Annotated in this window: 26 protein-coding genes and 1 riboswitch; of the genes, 8 read left to right on the top strand and 18 right to left on the bottom strand. The window is 38.9% G+C overall.

Annotation, left to right across the window (positions count from 1 at the left end):
• Nucleotides 1-35 precede the first annotated feature (35 nt).
• Nucleotides 36-1,115, bottom strand: coding sequence for a tetraprenyl-beta-curcumene synthase family protein (locus NSQ71_RS04970; RefSeq protein WP_063386578.1), 1,080 nt, complete (start codon nucleotides 1,113-1,115; stop codon nucleotides 36-38).
• 36 nt (nucleotides 1,116-1,151) lie between these two features.
• Nucleotides 1,152-1,931, bottom strand: a complete 780-nt coding sequence (locus NSQ71_RS04965; protein ID WP_144596690.1) for an alpha/beta hydrolase — start codon at nucleotides 1,929-1,931, stop codon at nucleotides 1,152-1,154.
• Nucleotides 1,932-1,999: 68 nt separating this feature from the next.
• Between NSQ71_RS04965 and NSQ71_RS04960 the strand changes: the two genes are divergently transcribed.
• Both NSQ71_RS04960 and NSQ71_RS04955 read left to right on the top strand, forming a co-directional pair.
• Nucleotides 2,000-2,527 (top strand): gamma carbonic anhydrase, encoded by a 528-nt coding sequence (locus NSQ71_RS04960; protein ID WP_063386577.1) that lies wholly within the window; start codon nucleotides 2,000-2,002, stop codon nucleotides 2,525-2,527.
• A gap of 171 nt (nucleotides 2,528-2,698) precedes the next feature.
• The gene (locus NSQ71_RS04955; protein WP_066249451.1) at nucleotides 2,699-3,229 is read left to right on the top strand and encodes a phosphatase PAP2 family protein; all 531 of its coding nucleotides are present in this window, start codon (nucleotides 2,699-2,701) and stop codon (nucleotides 3,227-3,229) included.
• A 49-nt stretch (nucleotides 3,230-3,278) separates the two neighbouring features.
• Here NSQ71_RS04955 and metK read toward each other — a convergent pair whose 3' ends face one another.
• The gene (gene metK, locus NSQ71_RS04950; RefSeq protein WP_063386575.1) at nucleotides 3,279-4,484 is read right to left on the bottom strand and encodes a methionine adenosyltransferase; all 1,206 of its coding nucleotides are present in this window, start codon (nucleotides 4,482-4,484) and stop codon (nucleotides 3,279-3,281) included.
• Nucleotides 4,485-4,689: 205 nt separating this feature from the next.
• Nucleotides 4,690-4,881, bottom strand: a riboswitch (SAM riboswitch).
• A gap of 268 nt (nucleotides 4,882-5,149) precedes the next feature.
• Here metK and pckA point away from each other — a divergent pair.
• Nucleotides 5,150-6,739, top strand: a complete 1,590-nt coding sequence (pckA, locus tag NSQ71_RS04945; RefSeq protein ID WP_063386648.1) for a phosphoenolpyruvate carboxykinase (ATP) — start codon at nucleotides 5,150-5,152, stop codon at nucleotides 6,737-6,739.
• Nucleotides 6,740-6,813: 74 nt separating this feature from the next.
• On the opposite strand, the gene NSQ71_RS04940 is transcribed toward pckA, so the two are convergent.
• The 6 genes from NSQ71_RS04940 to NSQ71_RS04920 form a co-directional block, all read right to left on the bottom strand.
• On the bottom strand, nucleotides 6,814-6,996 hold the full coding sequence (locus NSQ71_RS04940) for an IS3 family transposase (RefSeq protein WP_094245283.1): 183 nt from the start codon (nucleotides 6,994-6,996) through the stop codon (nucleotides 6,814-6,816).
• Entirely contained in the window at nucleotides 6,962-7,195 is a 234-nt protein-coding gene (locus tag NSQ71_RS04935) for a DDE-type integrase/transposase/recombinase (protein WP_339199046.1), read from the bottom strand. Before NSQ71_RS04935 ends, NSQ71_RS04940 begins: the two co-directional genes overlap by 35 nt.
• 285 nt (nucleotides 7,196-7,480) lie before the next feature.
• On the bottom strand, nucleotides 7,481-7,636 hold the full coding sequence (locus NSQ71_RS04930; protein WP_157727914.1) for a hypothetical protein: 156 nt from the start codon (nucleotides 7,634-7,636) through the stop codon (nucleotides 7,481-7,483).
• Nucleotides 7,573-7,755: a transposase gene (locus NSQ71_RS18475; protein WP_063386574.1), complete on the bottom strand. Its 183-nt coding sequence runs from the start codon at nucleotides 7,753-7,755 to the stop codon at nucleotides 7,573-7,575. Before NSQ71_RS18475 ends, NSQ71_RS04930 begins: the two co-directional genes overlap by 64 nt.
• A 283-nt stretch (nucleotides 7,756-8,038) precedes the next feature.
• A complete protein-coding gene (locus NSQ71_RS04925; RefSeq protein ID WP_063386573.1) occupies nucleotides 8,039-8,281 on the bottom strand; it encodes a DUF2584 domain-containing protein in 243 nt (80 codons plus the stop codon).
• A gap of 64 nt (nucleotides 8,282-8,345) precedes the next feature.
• Nucleotides 8,346-9,128, bottom strand: a complete 783-nt coding sequence (locus tag NSQ71_RS04920; RefSeq protein WP_066249449.1) for an alpha/beta hydrolase family protein — start codon at nucleotides 9,126-9,128, stop codon at nucleotides 8,346-8,348.
• A 119-nt stretch (nucleotides 9,129-9,247) separates the two neighbouring features.
• On the opposite strand from NSQ71_RS04920, the gene NSQ71_RS04915 reads away from it, so the two are divergent.
• The 3 genes from NSQ71_RS04915 to NSQ71_RS04905 are packed head-to-tail and all read left to right on the top strand — an operon-like array spanning nucleotide 9,248 to nucleotide 11,839.
• Nucleotides 9,248-10,231 carry an ABC transporter substrate-binding protein gene (locus tag NSQ71_RS04915; protein ID WP_339199044.1) on the top strand — a complete coding sequence of 328 codons (984 nt, stop codon included), beginning with the start codon at nucleotides 9,248-9,250 and terminating at the stop codon, nucleotides 10,229-10,231.
• A gap of 44 nt (nucleotides 10,232-10,275) precedes the next feature.
• The gene (locus NSQ71_RS04910) at nucleotides 10,276-11,055 is read left to right on the top strand and encodes an ABC transporter ATP-binding protein (RefSeq protein ID WP_066249444.1); all 780 of its coding nucleotides are present in this window, start codon (nucleotides 10,276-10,278) and stop codon (nucleotides 11,053-11,055) included.
• Nucleotides 11,033-11,839, top strand: coding sequence for an ABC transporter permease (locus NSQ71_RS04905; protein WP_063386569.1), 807 nt, complete (start codon nucleotides 11,033-11,035; stop codon nucleotides 11,837-11,839). The genes NSQ71_RS04910 and NSQ71_RS04905 overlap by 23 nt, the downstream gene beginning before the upstream one ends.
• Before the next feature lie 161 nt (nucleotides 11,840-12,000).
• Here NSQ71_RS04905 and ytkD read toward each other — a convergent pair whose 3' ends face one another.
• From ytkD to NSQ71_RS04885, 4 genes are all read right to left on the bottom strand, one after another.
• Complete coding sequence (gene ytkD / locus NSQ71_RS04900; RefSeq protein ID WP_094245279.1) at nucleotides 12,001-12,474, bottom strand: RNA deprotection pyrophosphohydrolase; 474 nt, start codon at nucleotides 12,472-12,474, stop codon at nucleotides 12,001-12,003.
• A gap of 65 nt (nucleotides 12,475-12,539) precedes the next feature.
• Nucleotides 12,540-12,866, bottom strand: coding sequence for a hypothetical protein (locus tag NSQ71_RS04895; RefSeq protein ID WP_063386567.1), 327 nt, complete (start codon nucleotides 12,864-12,866; stop codon nucleotides 12,540-12,542).
• A 94-nt stretch (nucleotides 12,867-12,960) separates the two neighbouring features.
• Nucleotides 12,961-13,404, bottom strand: a complete 444-nt coding sequence (locus tag NSQ71_RS04890; RefSeq protein WP_063386566.1) for a Dps family protein — start codon at nucleotides 13,402-13,404, stop codon at nucleotides 12,961-12,963.
• A 96-nt stretch (nucleotides 13,405-13,500) separates the two neighbouring features.
• Nucleotides 13,501-13,974, bottom strand: coding sequence for an S-ribosylhomocysteine lyase (locus tag NSQ71_RS04885; RefSeq protein ID WP_063386565.1), 474 nt, complete (start codon nucleotides 13,972-13,974; stop codon nucleotides 13,501-13,503).
• A 118-nt stretch (nucleotides 13,975-14,092) separates the two neighbouring features.
• Between NSQ71_RS04885 and yidD the strand changes: the two genes are divergently transcribed.
• Nucleotides 14,093-14,326, top strand: a complete 234-nt coding sequence (gene yidD, locus NSQ71_RS04880; protein ID WP_375338802.1) for a membrane protein insertion efficiency factor YidD — start codon at nucleotides 14,093-14,095, stop codon at nucleotides 14,324-14,326.
• A gap of 58 nt (nucleotides 14,327-14,384) precedes the next feature.
• Nucleotides 14,385-14,573 carry a hypothetical protein gene (locus NSQ71_RS04875; RefSeq protein WP_063386563.1) on the top strand — a complete coding sequence of 63 codons (189 nt, stop codon included), beginning with the start codon at nucleotides 14,385-14,387 and terminating at the stop codon, nucleotides 14,571-14,573.
• A 7-nt stretch (nucleotides 14,574-14,580) separates the two neighbouring features.
• Here the strand turns inward: NSQ71_RS04875 and NSQ71_RS04870 are convergent, their stop codons facing one another.
• The 5 genes from NSQ71_RS04870 to NSQ71_RS04850 form a co-directional block, all read right to left on the bottom strand.
• Nucleotides 14,581-16,035: an o-succinylbenzoate--CoA ligase gene (locus NSQ71_RS04870; protein ID WP_340733145.1), complete on the bottom strand. Its 1,455-nt coding sequence runs from the start codon at nucleotides 16,033-16,035 to the stop codon at nucleotides 14,581-14,583.
• 67 nt (nucleotides 16,036-16,102) lie between these two features.
• Nucleotides 16,103-16,921: a 1,4-dihydroxy-2-naphthoyl-CoA synthase gene (gene menB, locus NSQ71_RS04865; RefSeq protein ID WP_063386561.1), complete on the bottom strand. Its 819-nt coding sequence runs from the start codon at nucleotides 16,919-16,921 to the stop codon at nucleotides 16,103-16,105.
• A gap of 12 nt (nucleotides 16,922-16,933) precedes the next feature.
• Nucleotides 16,934-17,755, bottom strand: a complete 822-nt coding sequence (menH, locus tag NSQ71_RS04860) for a 2-succinyl-6-hydroxy-2,4-cyclohexadiene-1-carboxylate synthase (RefSeq protein WP_445206406.1) — start codon at nucleotides 17,753-17,755, stop codon at nucleotides 16,934-16,936.
• Nucleotides 17,752-19,482: a 2-succinyl-5-enolpyruvyl-6-hydroxy-3-cyclohexene-1-carboxylic-acid synthase gene (menD, locus tag NSQ71_RS04855; RefSeq protein WP_340733143.1), complete on the bottom strand. Its 1,731-nt coding sequence runs from the start codon at nucleotides 19,480-19,482 to the stop codon at nucleotides 17,752-17,754. The genes menH and menD overlap by 4 nt, the downstream gene beginning before the upstream one ends.
• A complete protein-coding gene (locus tag NSQ71_RS04850) occupies nucleotides 19,472-20,893 on the bottom strand; it encodes an isochorismate synthase (protein WP_339211081.1) in 1,422 nt (473 codons plus the stop codon). The genes menD and NSQ71_RS04850 overlap by 11 nt, the downstream gene beginning before the upstream one ends.
• Nucleotides 20,894-21,100: the final 207 nt, after the last annotated feature.

Below are 21,100 nucleotides of genomic sequence, written 5' to 3'. Positions count from 1 at the left end.
ATAGCCGGGAATAATATCCCGGCTAGCTTTATCCATCAAGAAGATTTAATCAAATTCCATTTTCGGAACGTTCGATATGCCCTAGCATTCACATAAAAGAAAACGGAGGTTGTTCCTCCTTTTTTTATTAATTTTTTAGCCAGCTTTCCTAAATCTTTATGTACTAATACTTTGTCATCAGATAAATAAATGCCGAGCAATCCGCGGTTAATTAATTTATGAAAATTTTCGTTCGGAATACCTTTTAAATTTTTGTCCGCTTCATGTACAAAATGAGCTAATCGTTCCATCATTTCTGATGTGCTTTCATAAAAACTGCAAAAATTTAAATCGCCCTCCAATTGATCCTCCTCTTGATCAATAAAGTAATCCAATAAAATGTGAAGCCCTTGCACATATGGAAAGTAACCGTCTTTAATTTTTTTGGCAATCGCTTCGTTAAAGCTGGGCTGAAATGCATAGGCGACTAAACAAAAAATGCCCAATGTCGATCCAGCGCAGGCAGAAAATTCATACCACCGCATATCCGGGAGGGAAGATTTATATTGTTCGAACCACTGTACTAGCCTTGGCACTCTTTCCTCTTCTATTACATGCTTATGTACTTGCAGTTCACAATAATATTCGCAAAGCTCCATCAAATAGCCAGCTATAACCGGATAGTTCTCCAATTGGCTCAGCATTCTTTGGCATGTCATGACAAGCTCTTTTAAATATCCGCCGTCATCTTGGTCCTCACGAAATTGGTAGTAATTTTTTAATTCTGCATGAATCGACAGTGCATCCTTCATTGATTGGTGCAGCATGCGGAAATCTTCCGGATCAAAAGAAGTGCTTCTGTCGCATAAATTATCCAAGTAATCGCTAATCGTTTGATAAGCAACGATAAACTCTATGCATTCCTCTATATGAGAGTTCGACAAAAGCGCTAAAATGCTTCCTCCTTCGCAATGAAATGCTTTCGTATTTATGCTTGCAAGCGCCTGCTTTCTCAATTCAGGATTCGGTATTTCCTCAGCCTTTTTTTTCCACCCATCTAAGTAATAATGGACGGTCGGAAGAATTTCCCTATAAACTCTTGACATAAGGCTGATAGGGTGTTCAGGTATACTCAAAGATCAACTCACCTCTTCATTGTAAAATTCCAGTGTTTATGTTAAATGGCTTTCTGTAAATCTCAACGCATCTTGAAAAACAAGTTCTCTTTCCGGTTCATTAAAAATTTCGTGATATAGTCCTTCCCATTCTTTATAGCTCTTTTCCGTGAGATTCAACTGACTATACCATTTTTGAACTGCTGATTTATCAACAATTTTGTCTTCTCCTCCCTGCATGACGAAAAGAGGGACATCTGGAAACTGCGGAAGCTGCTGAAATGCTAGTTCAATGGCATGAAGAAGCTCTCTGTACCAGCGCACAGAAACTTTTCTTACGTAAAGGGAGTCGTTTCTGTTTATGTCTTGAATTTCCTTATTTCTCGTTGCCATCTCAACTGTCAAACCGGAATCAAAGCGTACCCTAGGCGCGAAAATATTTAATCCTTTTGCCAAAAGATCGAGCGCTTTACTCGGTTTTTGCAAAATTCCTAAACATGGCGAAGATAAAATGACCCCGTTTAACGGAATTTTATTTCTCTGCAGCGTACGTATGGCTATTAAACCGCCCATGCTATGCCCCAGCAAAAAAAGCGGCAATTGGAAAGATTGAGCCTCCCTGATCCAACGGTCAACTTCATCAATATATTCATCAAACGATTGGACATGTCCCCGTCTGGAGGATGAATTTCCTTGTCCTGGCAAATCCCCCATGACAACATGGTACCCGTTTGTTTGCCACTTTTTTATCAGCCATTTGTAACGTCCATGATGTTCTAAAGCTCCATGAATGATGACAATCGCAGCTTTAGGACTAGAACTTACCCATTTCCACATAAATTAACTCCTTTCCGAACATGACGGAAAATTTGTTATAATATGAAAAAAAGAAAAGGATGGTTCCCATGGTTATTTATCCATATAAAGACAAAAAACCTATAATTAGCGATTCGGCTTATATAGCTGATTTTGTCACAATCACCGGCGATGTTCAAATAGGAGATGAATCAAGCATTTGGTTTCAGACGGTTATCCGCGGTGACGTCGCCCCAACTATTATTGGAAATCGGGTCAATATTCAAGACCAATGCTGTCTGCACCAGAGCCCAAATAAACCGTTAATTATTGAAGATGATGTAACCGTCGGCCATCAAGTTCTGCTCCATAGTGCGATTGTGCGGAAAGGAGCTCTAATTGGAATGGGTTCGATTATTCTGGATGGAGCAGAAATCGGAAAAGGCGCTTTTATCGGTGCAGGCAGTCTTGTCCCGCCAGGCAAAAAGATACCTGAGAAAACTTTAGCATTCGGAAGACCCGCCAAAGTGATTAGAGAATTAACAGAAGAAGATCTTCAAGATATGGAACGCATCCGTCGCGAGTATATCGAAAAAGCTCAATATTATAAAAATATTGCTCGTATGAACAACATATAAATTGCTTATAAAAACATTTTAAAACTTTCTCTTTCAAATGTCATTCTTTACCGGGCAGCTTCATGTATTTTTAAAATTTTGTAAAATTTTTATTAGATTTGTTGAAGTTTACATAAATATGAGAGAAAATTTTTTTAAGAATTTTTGCTTTTTGAAAAGAGGAACTTTAACATGGGCAGACTGCTGAATCAGCTTTACCAATTTGAGTGCAAGTTGTTCAAACTGATTAATTCGCATTTTGAACGAAAAGGACTGAATGTTTATTTTCGGTATATTACTCATTTAGGAGGGGCTGTTTTTTCAATTGCAACATGTTTAATGCTGATGTTATTTTTTAATGAACCTGTAAAAACTGTTGCCTTGGCAAGTTCAGCTGCTCTTTTTTTCAGTCATATTCCGGTTTTCATTGTGAAAAGAATTTATCCACGCAGACGGCCTTATCTTACATTATTTGAAACAAAAGTGTTAGAAAATCCGTTAACTGACCATTCATTTCCTTCTGGACATACGACAGCTGTATTTTCAGTGGCAACACCATTTTTGCTCTTTTTTCCAGCCTTAACATGGATTTTGCTTCCTCTCGCATTCAGTGTGGCACTATCAAGAATTTTTCTTGGCCTACACTACCCTTCAGATGTGCTGGCGGGAATAGTTCTAGGAGCTTCAGCAGGCACCATCTGTTTTGTCGCATTCGGACCATAAAAGCAAAAAGGTGTCTAATGCATGCATCGCATTGGACACCTTTTTTATTTTACAAATATTGATGAGCCTGTTCGCGCAAAGCTTCCGCTTTATCTGTGCGTTCCCATGGCAAATCTAGATCGTTGCGTCCGAAATGACCGTAAGCAGCTGTCTGTTTGTAAATCGGGCGGCGCAAGTCAAGCATTTTTATAATGCCAGCTGGGCGCAAATCAAAGTTATTGCGAATTAATTCAACTAAAACATCTTCGCTTACTTTGCCAGTACCGAACGTATCAACAGAAATAGAGACAGGTTTCGCTACACCAATTGCATAGGCCAGCTGAACCTCGCATTTGTCTGCAAGTCCGGCTGCGACAATATTTTTCGCTACATAACGAGCCGCATAAGCTGCAGATCGGTCTACCTTCGTCGGATCTTTTCCTGAGAAAGCTCCTCCGCCATGGCGCGCATAGCCTCCGTAAGTATCGACAATGATTTTTCGTCCCGTTAATCCTGCATCTCCTTGTGGTCCGCCAATAACGAAACGTCCGGTAGGGTTGATGAAATATTTTGTTTCTTCATCGATCAGTTCTTTTGGAACAACCGGATCAATTACTTTTTCTTTAATATCCTGCTTAATTTGTTCTAAAGTTGCCTCCGGATGGTGTTGAGTCGATATGACAATTGTGTCAATTCTAACCGGCTGTTCATTTTCATCATATTCTACCGTAACTTGCGTCTTTCCGTCCGGACGCAAATAAGGAATTTCTTCGCTTTTTCTAACTTCTGTAAGCCGGCGTGAAAGCTTATGGGCAATGGAAATCGGGAGAGGCATTAATTCCTTCGTTTCATTGCATGCAAAACCGAACATTAACCCTTGATCTCCAGCGCCAATCGCTTCAATTTCTTCATCAGTCATTTGTCCTTCTCGCGCTTCTAAAGCTTTATCCACCCCTGCAGCAATATCGGGTGATTGCTCATCAATTGATGTTAAAACAGCACAAGTTTCAGCATCAAAACCGTATTTAGCTCTCGTATAGCCGATCTCTTTGACCGTTTCTCGCACAATTTTTGGTATATCCACATACGTGCTTGTCGTAATTTCTCCACTGACTAATACAAGTCCGGTGGTGACAGATGTTTCGCAAGCTACACGTGCGTTCGGATCTTTTTCTAAAATGGCATCTAAAATCGCATCTGAAATTTGGTCGCAAATTTTGTCCGGATGCCCTTCCGTTACGGATTCAGATGTAAACAGACGGCGCTTTTTTGTCATTTACTGCTTCCTCCTCAAACTTAAAATGATGTTTATGGAGTGCTACACTCCTTGACATTGACACGGAACTCATTCCCTCACCACTGTTGTAAACATATCAAAATTGCGTACGATAAGAAAAACTTGGCTAAACGAGATTTCTCTTATACATAGAAAAAACCTTCCCTGCCAGAGGAAAGGTTGTTATAAACATCATTGCCTTTCACTCTTATCGTTCAAGGATATAACCTTGCATCAGGTTAGCACCATTGCTCGTCTATGAATATGGAATTCTTTCGCATCATGTTGTATGTCCATAGAATACCGGGATTTTGAAAGCCATATTCTACTGTCTTCTTTCAACGAGCCGGTTGCTGGGCTTCATAGGGCCTGTCCCTCCGCCAACTCGGGATAAGAGTATCCGTTCAAATGTATATCATACAGGAGCAAAAAAGTACTTGTCAACAATAAATAAAGCTTCTCTGTAATTTTCCAAATCATCTGATATCCATTATTTCAGGATCAGCTGATCAATCATGATTCGTATGATGCCCAAAAATGAAGGCAAAATATATAGTAAAAACATTATTTTCAAAAATCGATAAATAGGATGGATTATTTTTTCGAATGTGTTATACTATTTCTATAAAACCATTTCAAATATGCAAAAAAAGGATGGTATGTATATGAATATTGTAGATGTATCAAATGAATTAGCTTCGTTGATCAGCGGACCAAATGCATATCATAATTTACCAGTCGCACGACTTGTAGAAAAAGTTTTAGCTAGGAAAGAAGGTTTTTTAACAAATACAGGTGCAGTTTCGGTTACAACAGGCAAATATACCGGCCGGTCACCAGAAGATAAATTCATCGTTGAAGAAGATTCTGTCAAGCATTTAATTGATTGGGGACCCGTCAACAAGCCAATTTCATCAGAAGTTTTTGAAAAACTGTACTTAAAAGTCATACAATATTTAAAAAATAGAGATGAAATTTATGTTTTTAACGGATTTGCCGGAGCTGACAAAAAATATCGTCTTCCAATTCAAGTGGTCAATGAATTGGCGTGGCAAAATTTATTTGCTCGCCAACTGTTTATCCGTCCGAAAAGCCAAGACGATTTAAAGGAGCATAAAAATCCGTTTACGATTGTTTCCGCTCCTTCCTTTAAAGCAGATCCAGCTGTGGATGGAACGAACTCAGAAGCATTTATCATTATTTCTTTTGAAAAGAGAATAATCCTGATCGGCGGAACTGAATATGCAGGCGAGATGAAAAAGTCTATCTTTTCCGTCATGAACTTCCTGCTTCCAGAAAGAGATATATTTTCAATGCACTGCTCCGCCAATGTCGGTCAAGAAGGCGATGTCGCGCTCTTTTTCGGTTTATCGGGAACAGGCAAAACAACACTTTCCGCCGATCCAAAACGCCGATTAATTGGTGATGATGAACACGGCTGGTCTTCATCTGGTATTTTTAATATTGAAGGCGGCTGTTATGCAAAATGCATCGGTTTGTCTGAAGAAAAAGAACCTCAAATTTATAACGCGATTCGATTCGGTTCCGTTTTGGAAAACGTTGTGGTTGATGAATCGACACGAATTCCTGATTATGACAACTCCTTATTAACAGAAAACACCCGTGCGGCTTATCCAATTGAAGCGATTGACAATATTGCTAAACCGAGCATTGCGGGTCACCCTAACACAATTATTTTTTTAACAGCTGATGCGTTCGGTGTTCTACCGCCAATAAGCAAATTAACGAAAGAACAGGCTATGTATCATTTCTTAAGCGGTTATACGAGCAAGCTTGCTGGAACGGAAAGGGGTATTACTTCCCCTAAAACAACGTTCTCCACATGCTTTGGCGCACCATTTCTTCCGCTTCCAGCTACAAGATACTCTGAAATGCTCGGAAGAAAAATCGAAGAACATGATGTGAAAGTATTTTTAGTCAATACAGGGTGGACCGGTGGAGAATACGGAGTAGGAAAACGAATTAAACTTGCTTATACAAGAGCCATGGTTCAGGCAGCATTGGAAGGCGAACTCGATGAGGTGGAAACTGTAAAAGACCCTATTTTCGGGCTGGCGATTCCTGCTCATGTTCCAGGAGTGCCTGATGAAGTTTTACAGCCTATTAAAACATGGAGTGATAAAAACGCTTATGAACAAAAAGCGTATGAATTAGCAAAAGCATTCAAAGAGAACTTCAAAAAATTCTCGAACGTTCCGAAGGAAATTGAAGAACTTGGCGGTCCAATCATATAAAAAAATTACTTACTTTCGGCTACAGCTTTGAACTGTCCCCTGTCAAGTAGACTGTAGAAATAATAAAAATATACCTAAGCGGCTTTAGCTCTATATTCCATGGGGCTAAAGCCGCTTAATCTTTTTTGATACCTTTCATAATGATAAAAGCGGTTGTACTCATCCATCGCAAGAGCTAATTCTTTAAATGTCTGATACTTATGTAAATAATACTTCTCGCATTTAAAGCGTTCCCCAAAAAGATACCATTGGCCCATTATCAATACATCTACCTACTATTGACATACTTTGTGTCATCTCTGCTTGGTCTATCCTACGTTTAAAACCATGAGAGGTATATTGGAACCCACGGTCACTATGAATAAGTGGATGCTCTCCTTTTAAAAGTACGGTGGCTTGATCCAACGTTTTGAATACAAGATGATGATGATTGGAATGTCCTAAAACATCGCTCACAATTGATCCATCATATAGATCAAGAATAGCACTTAAATAGGCTCTCTTTGATGAACCTATTTTAATTCTGTGACATCAGCTACCCATTTTTCACTTGGCTTTTCCGCTGTAAATTCACGATTCAATATATTTTCTGCAACATGTTGAGGGAAAACGTTTTAACCACTTATAGTAAGCAGCTCGTGAAATACCGGCGATTTCACATATAAGATTATGCTTAGTTTTCTTTCTCATGAAGTTCCCGGATTGCGATATACTTGTCTTCAAAACGGATTTGGTTTACTTTCACCTCCTTTCGATTTCCTCTAACTTTTTTAAAAATAGATTCTCCGCACGTAAGCGCTCATTTTCTCTTTCTAACTTTTTCATCTCCAGTTTCATTTTCTCTTCTGGAGATAACTCTGCTTCTTCTTTTTTTCTTCCTCGTTTGTCTTTATCCATTGCCTTAAAGAATATTTAGTAATTTGATACCTTTTACAAAGCTCTTGAATAGTACATTCTCGGTTTTCATATGCAAGTAAAACTTCAAGTTTGAGCTCTGTTGTATATTGCTTATACATAGAAAAACTCCCCCTAAGGTAAAACAGATTTTTTATATTTTAATCTGTCTACCTTAAGGGGAGCATATCACTTTGTCGATAGCCTTTTAATATTTTTATGTGGTTTGGCAAAACAAATCGGCAACGCAGATTTTTAGACGAAAACCCCTTTTTCAACGAACTTTTATGAAAAAGGGGTTACGCGATTTTTTATGATAAGACAAATGGAAGCCGTACTCGAAAAAATTAAGCAAATTCCTCCTTCCACAATCCGTTCAGCAAATGAACGGAAATATGGTGACGGTTAATTGGTTGAGTACAATGAAGTGAGATTATAAGTAAGCACGGTTTTGTTATCAGCCCATTCCAATTTAATAATTTCAGCTGTTCCTGTAGGATCGCTTATCAACGTTTTTCGAACTTCCAAAGGAATATTCATAGGATAAAGGCGATAGCCATCTTTGACAAGCTGAAATACGTTTTCCTCTATCCGCTTTTCCTTCCCTTTTGTAATAATCATCGTATTTAATTCAAGCGGCATGCCCATTTCTCCAATCCCCTTTCATTTGATCGATCATTTTTTAGTATGTATCATATGAAAAATATAATGGTCAATTTTTCATCCATTTTATCATTCGTTCTAAAACCATCCGGTTATGCCGAGGCGGAAAATGATGACTAAAATGTTGGAAATACCAGCTGTCCACTTGCTTTCCCAATTCTTTCAGCCTTCTTTCCAATCGATATGCATGTTCAATTGACACGTTTTCATCTTTTCCCCCATGAATGATTAAAACGGGTGCTTGCATTTTTTCAAGGTAATACAACGGTGTCCGCCATTTATAGCGGTCAGGATATTTCTTCGGTGTCCCTCCAATAACTCTTTTCATCATCCTTCTTAAGTCCTTTCTCTCCTCATAAGTTAAAAACATATCAGACACCCCGCCCCAGCTTACAACAGATCGAACATTTGAGCATATAATCCCAGTAAGCAAGGCCATGACTCCTCCCCTTGAAAAGCCAAAAACGTGAATGCGATCCGGATTCACTTGCGGATGTTTCATCAACAAATAGAATGCATTGACCGCATCAAAACGATCATTCCCCGCAAAATCTTCATTCCCTTCTCCTCCTAAATTTCCTCGATAAAAGGGAGCCATCACGATAAAGCCTTTTGATGCAAATTGTATAATTCTTCCTGCCCGGACCATACCAACATTTTTAATCCCTCCGCGCAAATATAAAAAGCCATCATAAACACCTTCTTGAACAGGCTCTGCTAACAGACCTTTCACTTTTAGTCCTTCAGAAATATATGTCACGATGGAAAGCTTAATCGAAGGGTTCGGTGATGGGAAAATTTGTTTGTCAACTATTTCTCCGTTTCTCAGCATCTTTTCAACCTCCATTTAGGTAGGCAATCACACATTATATTTTTTTTTCATACTTTATCCTAGATAAATATATTTAAACATTTTTCCTTTAATATGAACATCATTAGGGAGGATTTCACATGAAAAAAAGGCTTGCTTCCATCGTATTGGTGATCCTTTTCATCATACCTCTTTCAGCCTGCGGCGGAGGAGTGGAAAAAATTCGGCTGGCGGAAGTCACTCATTCTGTTTTTTACGCACCATTGTACGTAGCCATTGAAAAAGAATTTTTCAAAGAAGAAGGACTGGACGTAGAATTAAAAACTACTTGGGGCGGAGATAAAACAATGACCGCCATTTTATCAAACGGCGCTGATATCGGTCTTGTCGGTTCGGAAACGTCCATTTACGTATATGCCCAAGAAGCAAATGACCCAGTCATTAACTTCGCCCAGCTGACCGAAACGGACGGCACTTTCCTTGTCTCCAGAGCCAAGTTGGATGATTTTCAATGGGAAGATTTAAAAGGAAGCACTTTTTTAGGACAGCGTAAAGGCGGCATGCCGCAAATGGTAGGGGAATTTGTGCTGAAAAAGCATAGCATCGATCCGCATCAAGATTTAAACCTTATCCAAAACATCGACTTTGCGAATATTGCAAATGCTTTTGCTTCCGGCACAGGCGAATATGTTCAGCTGTTTGAGCCAACCGCAAGTATTTTTGAAAAAGAAGGAAAAGGTCACATTATCGCATCCTTCGGCAAGGAATCGGGCAAAGTTCCTTATACAACATTTATGGCAAAAGAAAGCTATATTAAGAAAAATGATAAAACGGTGAAAAAATTCACAAAAGCGCTCTACAAAGCGCAAAAATGGGTGGAAGAACATGACGCCGAAACAATTGCCGAAACGATAGCGCCGCAATTTAAAGATACGCCGATCGATATTTTAATATCTTCCATTGACCGTTATAAAAGCCAAGGATCCTATGCAAAAACCCCGCTGTTAGATGAGGACGAATGGAACAATTTGCAAAAAATTATGGAAGAAGCAGGAGAACTGCCGGAGAAAATTGATTATGAACTATTAGTCAACACGTCCATAGCAAACGAAGTGGCAAAATAATGTTGTTTCAAAAGGAGTAAATTTATCGACAAGGGGGGAGGAGATTGTCATTTTTAACGATCGATCATGTCAGCCATACTTATTTTACAAAAAAATCGGCAACGACAGCTTTGGAGGACATCCATTTGGAAGTAGAGGAAGGGGAATTTATATCCTTTCTAGGTCCTAGCGGCTGCGGCAAAACAACGCTGCTTTCCATCATTGCCGGTATCATGAAACCGACAGAAGGGCAAGTTATTTTGAACGGAAAGCAAATATCTTCCGCAACACCGTCTGTCGGTTATATGCTGCAACAAGATTATTTATTTCCATGGAAAACGATAGAGGAAAATATTTTAATTGGATTAAAATTATTGAACAAACTGAATGAAAATGAGAAAAAGCGGACATTTCAGCTTCTGCACCAAATGGGTCTCGAAAATGTAGAAAAGCTATATCCGAATCAATTATCAGGCGGAATGAGACAAAGAGCCGCTTTAGTCCGCACTCTTTCTACAGATCCGAAAATGCTGCTATTGGATGAACCTTTTTCCGCCCTCGATTATCAAACGAAATTAAAGCTTGAAGACTTAGTCTTTCAAACATTAAAGGATTTTAAAAAAACAGCCATTCTAGTCACGCATGATATTGGGGAAGCAATCGCCATGAGCGATCGGATTGTCCTGCTATCCAAAAGGCCTGGCAAAATTGCCAAAATATTTACTGTCCCAAAAGAATTGCGGGATACATCCCCGTTTAAAACAAGGCAGCATCCAACGTATACTTCACTTTTTGACTTAATCTGGAAGGAGTTAGATCAGCTTGAAACAAACAACAACAATTGATCTCCTCCATAAACAATATTTGCAAAGATTGCATAAAGAAAAGAAATGGATTACCTTTTATCAAATCTTAATTTTTATTTCTTTTTTTCTCATATGGGAGGTGTCATCCAGCCAAAAATGGATAGACCCGCTCATATTCAGTTCGCCGACAAAAATTTTTCACTTATTTGTTGAAAAACTGCAGGACGGTACATTACTTGCCAATTTGAACGTGACGCTTTTTGAAACGGTCTTGGGGTTTATTTTTGGGACATTATTCGGGACATTACTTGCTGCTCTATTATGGTGGTTTCCAAGGCTGTCTAAAATATTAGATCCGTATTTAGTGGTTTTAAACGCAATGCCGAAAGTAGCTCTTGGGCCGATTTTCATCGTTGTACTTGGGCCCGGATTTACCTCAATTATCGCGATGGGAACAATCATTTCGGTTATTATTACTACAATTGTAGTCTATACTTCCTTTAAAGAAGTGGATCCGAATTATATAAAAGTGCTGCAAACATTTGGGGCAGGCAAAAAGCACGTGTTCAGAGAGGCGATCCTGCCGTCATCTTTTCCAACCATTATTTCTACTTTGAAAGTCAATGTCGGGTTATCTTGGGTGGGTGTGATCGTCGGAGAATTTCTCGTTTCAGCTAAAGGATTAGGCTATATGATTATTTACGGGTTCCAAGTTTTTAATTTTACCCTTGTGCTGTTAAGCCTAGTTATCATTGCCATCTTTGCAACGATCATGTACAAAATTGTCGAACTAATTGAAAAAACATTAATCAAAAGCCAATAAGAGGCTGTCAAGAAAGTCAAATCGCCATTGAAAACATAAAATCATAAACACCGATATATCAACGTTTCTAACACATTAATGGGGGCGTCAATAAGCCGTAAAAACGACTTACTAGACACCCCCTTAAACAATTTCTAAACCGACTTTCAGGAATTTAAAAGCTATTTTATGTAATCGGCATAAATTTTGTCCAAGCTGCGTTTTAGAACATCATCTTTCATAATAAAGCTAAAGCGATGATCGTCCTCAATTTTTTCAGGCAAGTCCGCAAGCAGGACTGGACCTAACGTTTCAAAATACGTGCTCTGTTTTTCGAGCCTCTCAATTTCCGCATAATAAATATTTTTCACAATCGTTTTCTCTTTTCCTATAACCTTATATTGCCCAATATATACGATATCTTGGACAATTCCTCCCGTTTCTTCCCTCACTTCCCGGACAGCAGCTTCAACCGGCTTTTCGCCGTTCTCGACTTTTCCTCCTGGAAACTCGTAGCCCCGGTCTTCATGTAAAGTTAAAAGCCATTTGTTTTCATATCGGCAGATGACCCAGACATGCTTCGGGTAAACAGAAAAAGGGTGTTGACGGAAAGACAGGTATACATCATTGCCGTAAAAATCTTTAAAATAAAACATAATCAATCCCTCTACTCCCATTTATCTGTTTTCATCATAACATATGGAAAAGAGGATTGTATAACTTATTCTTGATTATGCATAAGACCCATTGAAGCAATATGTTTTCTAGCTTCTTCGTCGCCATGCTTATAAATGAATTCATATACTTTTTTTGTTAAAGCATCAATCGCATCATTTTCCTTGTCATAATGATACTGTATATACGGAACATGCGCCCGGAAGAAATTTTGCCAGCTGGTAGAATGAATCTGATCGAAATACTCCCGTAACTCCGTAATTTCCTCATCATTGGCAGAAATTTGAAAATCCCACGGAGATGCTTCTCTGCTTTGGGAAATCTCACCGCTAGCTACTGATATATAATAGGTTTTTTTTGGATTTTCGGACATTTATATCCCCCTCCTCTTTTTAAGTATTGCCTTATCAAAGAAAAATATTTATAAAAAAAGGCTGCCTAACGCAGCCAAAAGAGGAAGGATATAATTATTTTCCAAGGAATGACTTTAACATCCAGTTATGTTTTTCAAGATTCACTTTAATATCGAGAAGCATGTCACCAGTTGCTTCGTCATTCACTTCTTCAGCAACTTTGATTCCTTTGTCCAAATCTTGAATGATGGCGGAAAAGTCGTCAACAACTGCCTGCACCATTTGTTCTGCAGTTTCAACGCCTTCTGCTTCTTTAATAGAGGAGATTTCTAGGCTTTCTCTAATCGTAGCAACAGGTTTAGCGCCCAAAGCTAAAAGTCTTTCCGCTAATTCGTCAATATAACCAGCAGCTTCATTGTACAGCTCTTCAAACTTTTCATGGAGAACGAAAAATTGGTCTCCTTTTACATTCCAATGAAAGTTATGTAATTTTACATAAAGTACCGTCCAATCCGCAATTTGTTTATTTACGATTTGAAATAAATCTTGTTTAGACATAATCCCATCTCCTTTTTATTTAATCTTTTAGTTATACAGTACCCCTTTTTTGCACTCTTAAAACTATAAAAAAAGTTGCATCATTGCGTGTAGCTGTTAGCTGAACACTTTTTCCAAATCCTCTTTACTATGCTTTAGCCAATATTCCATGAGCTTTTTGGCGCCTTCTAAATCATGAAGCTTCGCTTGGCCGCATTGCAGTTCGTTTGCGGCAGGCACTTCTGTCTGCTCTACAGCATCTTTCATTGTCTCTTCCAATAAATCAATGATTTCTTTTACGGTCGGTTCCCCGCTAACGACTAAATAAAAGCCTGTTTGACACCCCATTGGAGAAATATCAATGATATCAAAGTGATCATATTTTTCCGCATATTTGCGAATTGTAAATGCCAGAAGATGCTCCAATGTGTGAATAGCATCCGGTTTCATTGCCTGCTTATTCGGCTGGCAGAAGCGGATATCAAATTTGTTAACTACTCCATCCGTGCCGACTTTATGTACTCCGCAATGTCTGACATACGGTGCTTGCACTTTTGTATGATCCAGTTCAAAACTCTCCACTGAAGGCATTCCCATCACTCCTTACATTTTCTTAGTTTCCATTTTAACACAAAATTTTATAACATACATTTATGTTAAAATGTTGTCAAGATTCCAGAAAAAAGAGGTGCTTGCTGTGAAATCTGTCATGATCGCCCTTATCCGTTTTTATCAAATCTTTATCTCCCCGTTAAAGCCGCCTTCATGCCGCTTTTACCCAACATGCTCTGAATACGGGCTTGAAGCAGTGAAGCGTTTCGGAGCTGTCAAAGGCGGCTTTCTGACAGTAAAACGAATCTTGAAATGCCACCCGTTTCACCCGGGAGGATTTGACCCTGTCCCGGAAATTGAAAAAGATATAAATAAAAAAACGAGTGAATAAATGAAAAATAATGCAAAATACTACAATTATCAAATAAAGCTAAAGGGGAGCAAAAGATATGGAAAATATGATCGCTCAATTTAAACATGAAGTGAATAATGCAACAGAAGAGACGTTCCATTCTTCTGTTTGTTCTTTTTTAAATTTGTGGAGCTATGAATACGGCTCGTTCGAACATTTGCCAAACGAAATCCACCACTTATTGCATATTAGCCAATATGATATTTTAACTGTCGATCATGAGTAGGCAAAAACTACAGCCATTCTTTTAGTTTTCTCCTGAGCAGCTTTTTAGATGCATTTCGTGGCAGAGATTCAACAAATGTAAATCCTTTTGGAACTTTATATTTTGCCAGCCTTTTCAAACAAAATTGCCTTAATTCTTCTTCAGACACCTCTTCGCTTCGGACGACAAAAGCATGGGGAACTTTTCCCCATTTTTTATTTTCTTTTCCTACCACTCCTACATCTTTTACGGAAGGATGCGACAAAATAACTGCTTCAACCTCCGCCGGATAAATGTTTTCTCCTCCCGAAACAATTAAATCGGATCGACGGTCCAATACATATAAAAATCCTTCTTCATCCAGATAGCCTAAATCTCCAGTATAAAACCAGCCGTCACGTATAGCTTCGTTTGTTGCGTCTGGACGATGTAAATACCCCGGTGTAACATTCGGTCCTTTTACTACAATTTCTCCTTCTTCATTAGGGGAGCAGGCCCTGCCGTCTGCTACGATCCGAATTTGAGCTGGAAACAACGGTTTTCCCGCAGATCCGAGTTTTGAAAAGCAAAATTCAGGGGCTAATGTGGCAATTTGCGAACACGTTTCCGTCATCCCATATGTTTGAAAAACGGGAATTTCTTTTTCACGGCATTGTTCAAGAATCGGCCGCGGGGCAGGACCTCCTCCTAAAAGCATGCAGCGAAACGATTTCGGATACGTGTCACTTCCTAATTCCTGCAGCATGTCATTCAGCATGGCCGTAACGACGGAAGCAATCGTAACTCCTTCATTTTTGATCGCTCTGTTTGCTTCTTTCGCTGAAAATGAAGAATGGAGAACAATTCCGATTCCATAAATGACGCTGCGCATCAAAATTGACAGTCCGCTTATATGAAAAAGAGGAACTGCCAAAAGCCAGCAATCGCCGTCCTTCAGTCCAAGATTCAGCACAGAACCGATCGCACTCCACCAATGATTCCCAAATGTTTGCTGAACTCCTTTCGGTTTTCCTGTTGTTCCAGACGTATACATAATCGTTGCCACGTCATCTAAAATAAAGCTGTCATCTAATGCTGCTTCCTTTTCATCACAAAGCTGCAACTCTGATAATGTCATAACTTTTTTACCGGGAAAATGAACCGATAATTCATCATCACAGATAACGCATTTTATATTCGCATCATTTATTTGCCATAATAATTCTTGAGCTGTTAGTCTAGTATTCAAAAGAACATTGACCGCACCGAGATACATTAAAGCATGAATATTAATGACCATTTCTAAGCTGTTTTTCATTAAAAGCCCGACTGTATCTCCACGCTTGATATCTATTTGATGCAGCTGTCTTGCTCTTTTTTCAACAAGCTGATGCAAGTCCAAAAATGAATAATTTTTCCCCTCATAACGAATAGCCAATCGGTCCGGAGTCAAAAAAGCTCGCTGTTTAAGCCAATTCGGTGTTTCATTTCGATTTGCACTCATGTCTTAACACCTCGATTATTGCACAATAAAGCAGCTCGATGCATCGCCATCAAGCTGCTTGTACTTTTTAAGGGAAACGCGGGAATTGTTTGAAATCAGGTTTTCTTTTCTCTTTAAATGCATCTCGTCCTTCTTTCGCTTCATCTGTTGTATAATACAATAATGTCGCATCCCCCGCAAATTGTTGGAGACCGGCGAGACCATCTGTATCTGCATTAAATGCAGCTTTCAAGAAGCGAATAGCAGTTGGACTTTTTTCCAAAATTTCTTCACACCATTTGACAGTTTCCTCTTCAAGCTGCTCTAATGGGACAACTTTGTTGACTAAGCCCATCTCATAAGCTTCCTGCGCATTATATTGACGGCATAAATACCATATTTCACGAGCTCTTTTCGTACCAACAAGCCGGGCAAGCAGTCCCACTCCATATCCCGCATCAAAGCTTCCAACTTTTGGGCCTGTTTGTCCGAAAATTGCATTCTCTGATGCGATCGTTAAATCACACACGACATGCAGAACATGTCCTCCTCCAATTGCATATCCGTTCACCATTGCAATAACCGGTTTTGGAATCACCCGAATAAGCCGTTGCAAATCCAAAACGTTTAATCTAGGAATTTTATCATCCCCGACGTATCCGCCATGCCCCCGCACTTTTTGATCTCCGCCTGAGCAAAACGCTTTATCACCAGCACCTGTCAAAATAATTACACCAATTTTATCATCGTCCCGCGCATAGGAAAAAGCATCGATCATTTCCGCGACCGTTTTTGGTGTGAATGCATTATGTACATGAGGACGATTCATCGTAATTTTTGCTATCCCATTGTACGTTTCATAAATGATTTCATCATATTCTCGTTCTTTTACCCAAGGAAATCCCATTTTTATCCTCCTTTAATATGTAGAAAAATGTTGGAGAAACTCATCTACTATTTTACCAAAAAATTTTGACTGTTCCACATGAACTGCATGTCCGGCTTGCGGCACGACCTTTAATTCAGAGCAAGGAATCAATTGGTTCATTTCTTTCATAATTTTGCAAAACTTAAGATCCCTTTCACCGCAAATTAATAATGTAGGGATGTTGAAACTTTTTAATGCTCCCCACCATGAAGGTTGAACGCCAGTTCCCATTCCTTTTAAACTGTTTGCCAATCCAATTGCATTATTTTTCAGCCGGTCCTTTCTTATTTTGTCCTTGACGGCAGGCGGGAGAGACTTTTGCGTTAAAAACAAAGGGATATTTTCCCAATGTTGGACAAATGCCGCAACCCCTTCGTCCAAAATCATTTGGGCAAGTTGTTCGTCCTGCAGCCTTCTCGTCTCTCGTTCCTTTTCAGTTTTTAATCCAGGAGAACTGCTTTCCAATATTAAAGTCTTCACAAATTCCGGCTGTCTCATTGCAAAGCTCAATGCCAATCTTCCGCCCATTGAATACCCGAGCACATGCGCTTTTCGAATATTGAATGAAAGGAATATTTCTTTTAAATCTTCAACTGCTTCTTCCATCCGATATCTTTCAGGATTTTCAGGCGAATCTGTTTGACCATGGCCGATGATGTCGATAAGTACTAGCTGGTATTTTTTTAAACTATTTTTCAAAAATCCCCAGGTTTCTCCGCTTCCTGTAAAACCATGAAGGAGAACAAGTGGCTCCCCCTTTCCAAACGTTTCAGCCCAATAATTCACATTTCGAACGGCCAATTTTCCCATCATAACATCCTTTCTATTTCCCAGGAAACAGAACGAAGCCATTTTCTCTGTTCGTTGACTCGTGTATGTCGATTGGTCGGGATTTCAATAATATTTAATCCATCTCTATTCATGCAGAATTGAAACTCGCTTCTGAATTCTTCCCAAGTGGAAATTTTTTTATAATGTGCACTATATAAGCTGGCTGCATATTGAAAATCTAAATTGGTCGGGGTGCCAAACAATTGTTCAAAATGCGTCTTTTCATCCGCCTGCGGCAAAAATGAAAAAATGCCGCCGCCGTTATTATTAATTAATAAAACAGTTAAGTTCAATTTATTTTGTTTTGCAGCAAGGAGTCCATTTAAATCATGATAAAATGATAAATCCCCTATGATTAAAATAGTTTTTTCATGACTAGCTGCAGAAACCCCAAGGGCTGTCGAAACGACTCCGTCAATTCCATTCGCTCCCCGGTTGGCATAAACCGTAATATTTTTATCACTGTTATGGAAAAACGTGTCGACATCTCGAATCGGCATGCTGTTTCCTACAAATACATTGCAGCGATCCGGGAGCAATTTTTGCAATTCGACATATACCGTTCCTTCAAATAAAGAATCTTCCTCAATGACCGGCGTTGACAAATATTCTCGAAAGAGATTGTTTACTTGTTTCCATTTTTTACACCAGGATGCTTCCTGTTTATCTTTACATTTTTTGATCAGCATTTCACATAAATAGGCTTCATCACTGTGAACATGTTCTGCTGATAAAGTAGGATCACGATAACCGCCATCACCATCAACCACAATTTGCTTTATTTCAGGATGGTCTCTTAACAATAGAAACAGCGGTTTTGAGACGGGCATTGCACCAAAACGAAGGACGACATCAGGTTTCAGATACGCTTTCTTTCCCATCGTTTTTAAAATGGAATCATAACAATCAATAATATAATGTTTAGAATGTTCGCCAAAGCGTAAATTGGACAACGGATCCGCTAATATCGGGAATTTCAATTTCTCTGCTAGTGCCAAAACTTGTTCACGAAACTCTTTGTTATGTAATTCCCCGCATACAATAAGTCCTTTCTCGCTTGAATCGATTTCATCCACAATCCGTTCAATTTGCTCATGTTCGACCAGCTTTTTTATTTCCACCACTGGCTCAATATGAAGAGACTTCTGCAATTGATGGATTTTCGATAGATCGGGCAAAAGCGGCTCTCGGAAAGGTAAGTTGATATGGACTGGTCCTTTCGGATTTTCATTTGCAGTTTGGACCGCCCGTTGAGCGATATTTTTTATATATAACAGCATCGTTTGACTGCTTTCAGGAAGAGCGCAATCAACAAACCATTTCACATAGTTCGAATACAGATGAATTTGATCAATTGCTTGTGGAGCTCCAATATCCCGCAGCTCATGAGGTCTGTCAGCCGTTAAAATCACAAGAGGGATGCGTGAATAATGGGCTTCTATGATAGCTGGATAATAGTTTGCTGCAGCTGTTCCTGATGTGCAAAGCAAAGCAATTGGTTTTCTTTGTTTTTTAGCCAATCCAAGAGCAAAAAAACCTGCAGATCGTTCATCAATATTAATATAAGTATGTATTTTCGGATGCTCTGCAAATGTGATCGCAAGCGGGGTAGATCGTGAACCTGGGCTAATCACAACTTCAGAAATACCTTTTGTAATTAATCCATTTACAAATGCAATGACATAGTCAGATAGATTTTTATTTTTCATTCAGTTTTCCCCCTAATGCATGCTGCATAGGTCCAAATTTGATTTCTGTCTCCCTGTATTCCTCTTCCGGCTTCGAATCTCCAACAATCCCGCATCCTGCATACAAATAAGCTTTTTGCTCATCCAGCAGACCTGAACGGATCGCAACGACAAATTCTCCGTTGTCCTGATCATCCATCCATCCAACCGGAGCAGCATACCAGCCTCTCTCTAAAGGTTCTTCATTGCGAATAAATGCTAGAGCAGCATCTTTCGGATAGCCGCCAAGCGCAGGGGTCGGATGCAATTTTTCTACAAAATCAATCAACGTAAAACCTTTTTTTACGGTTCCTTCAACAGGTGTATACAAATGTTGAATATTCGGCGTTTTTAAAATCGTTGGATTGTTTTGTAGTTGCACTTCTTGGCAATATTCACGGAACACTTTTTCGATCGCTTTGACAACAATTTGATGTTCATGAATGTTTTTTGTATCTGAAAGCAGCATCTGAGCGTATTCTTCGTCTGCCTCCACTGTTTTTCCTCTTTTAATTGATCCTGCTACACATGCAGACTGGACCTTTTGGTCTCTCTTGCTTACAAGCCGCTCAGGAGTTGCACCAACGAACGTTTTTCCTTCATTTTCAACAACAAATAAATAACAATTAGGCTGATGTTCATTTAACATTGATAAAACATAATGTATATCAATCGATCCCTCAAACTCCAGCAGCATTTCCCTTGCCAATACGACTTTCTCAAAACGGTTTTGTTTTATTTGTTCTGTTGCTTTTTCAACAGCTGCCATCCACTCTTTTTTATAAAACAAACTTTCTTTTTTGATGGTAAAATTCAAAAAAGAATTTGTGTCTTCATTTTTTTTCTTTAAGGTGTATTCATATGTATTGAAATGATTTATAATTTCATTTATATCATCAGTTGATTGAATTAACCTGTTTATAGTAGCAAGTGTGTGACGGCCAATTTTTGTAATCATGAAAGAAGGTAAAGTGAATCGTGCTTCATGAAACGGTTTCCATTTTGAAGAATTCGCATTTTTTAAAGGGTCAAAAGAAAAACCCCCAAAAAGAAGCGGACCCGTTCCAATCGGATGGGCGCCTTCAATTTGTATATGCTCTTTCCAATCTTTCCACTTTGAATAAATGTCAAAAAAACGGTTGGAAAATTTTTTGTCTGACGTCAATTCGAGCTCAACACCAATTCCACAAAGGATAAATGTACGATCAGGTGTCGCCCAATAAAATCTTTTCCCTGCATAAGCCGATTGAAAGCTTGAGAAAATCTGGAGCGGATCTTTCTCCTTGATTTCAAATACATAACTTAAAATGATTGGATGGGAATATTTTTTGGCATGATTGACAGCATTCGCAACTTTATCCCTCAATGTATCTGAACATGGAATTGAAACCAAAGATGATCCCTCCATAACCGAAAAATAGCTTATATTAAGATACACCTGTTCAAAATTTATGTCAACTATATTATAGAATGACGCAATGCAAAACAACAAGCAAACAAACTGCCTCAGCTCTTTGATGGGGCTTGAGCATTTATTCCAATGAAAAACAATTGACACTCTTTCGACATTTTTCTAGACTAGGTTGTGGGGAATAGCTTT

Source organism: Aeribacillus sp. FSL M8-0235 (assembly GCF_038000355.1).
Taxonomy (GTDB): domain Bacteria; phylum Bacillota; class Bacilli; order Bacillales; family Aeribacillaceae; genus Aeribacillus; species Aeribacillus composti.
This window is presented reverse-complemented; position numbering and strand designations above follow the sequence as displayed.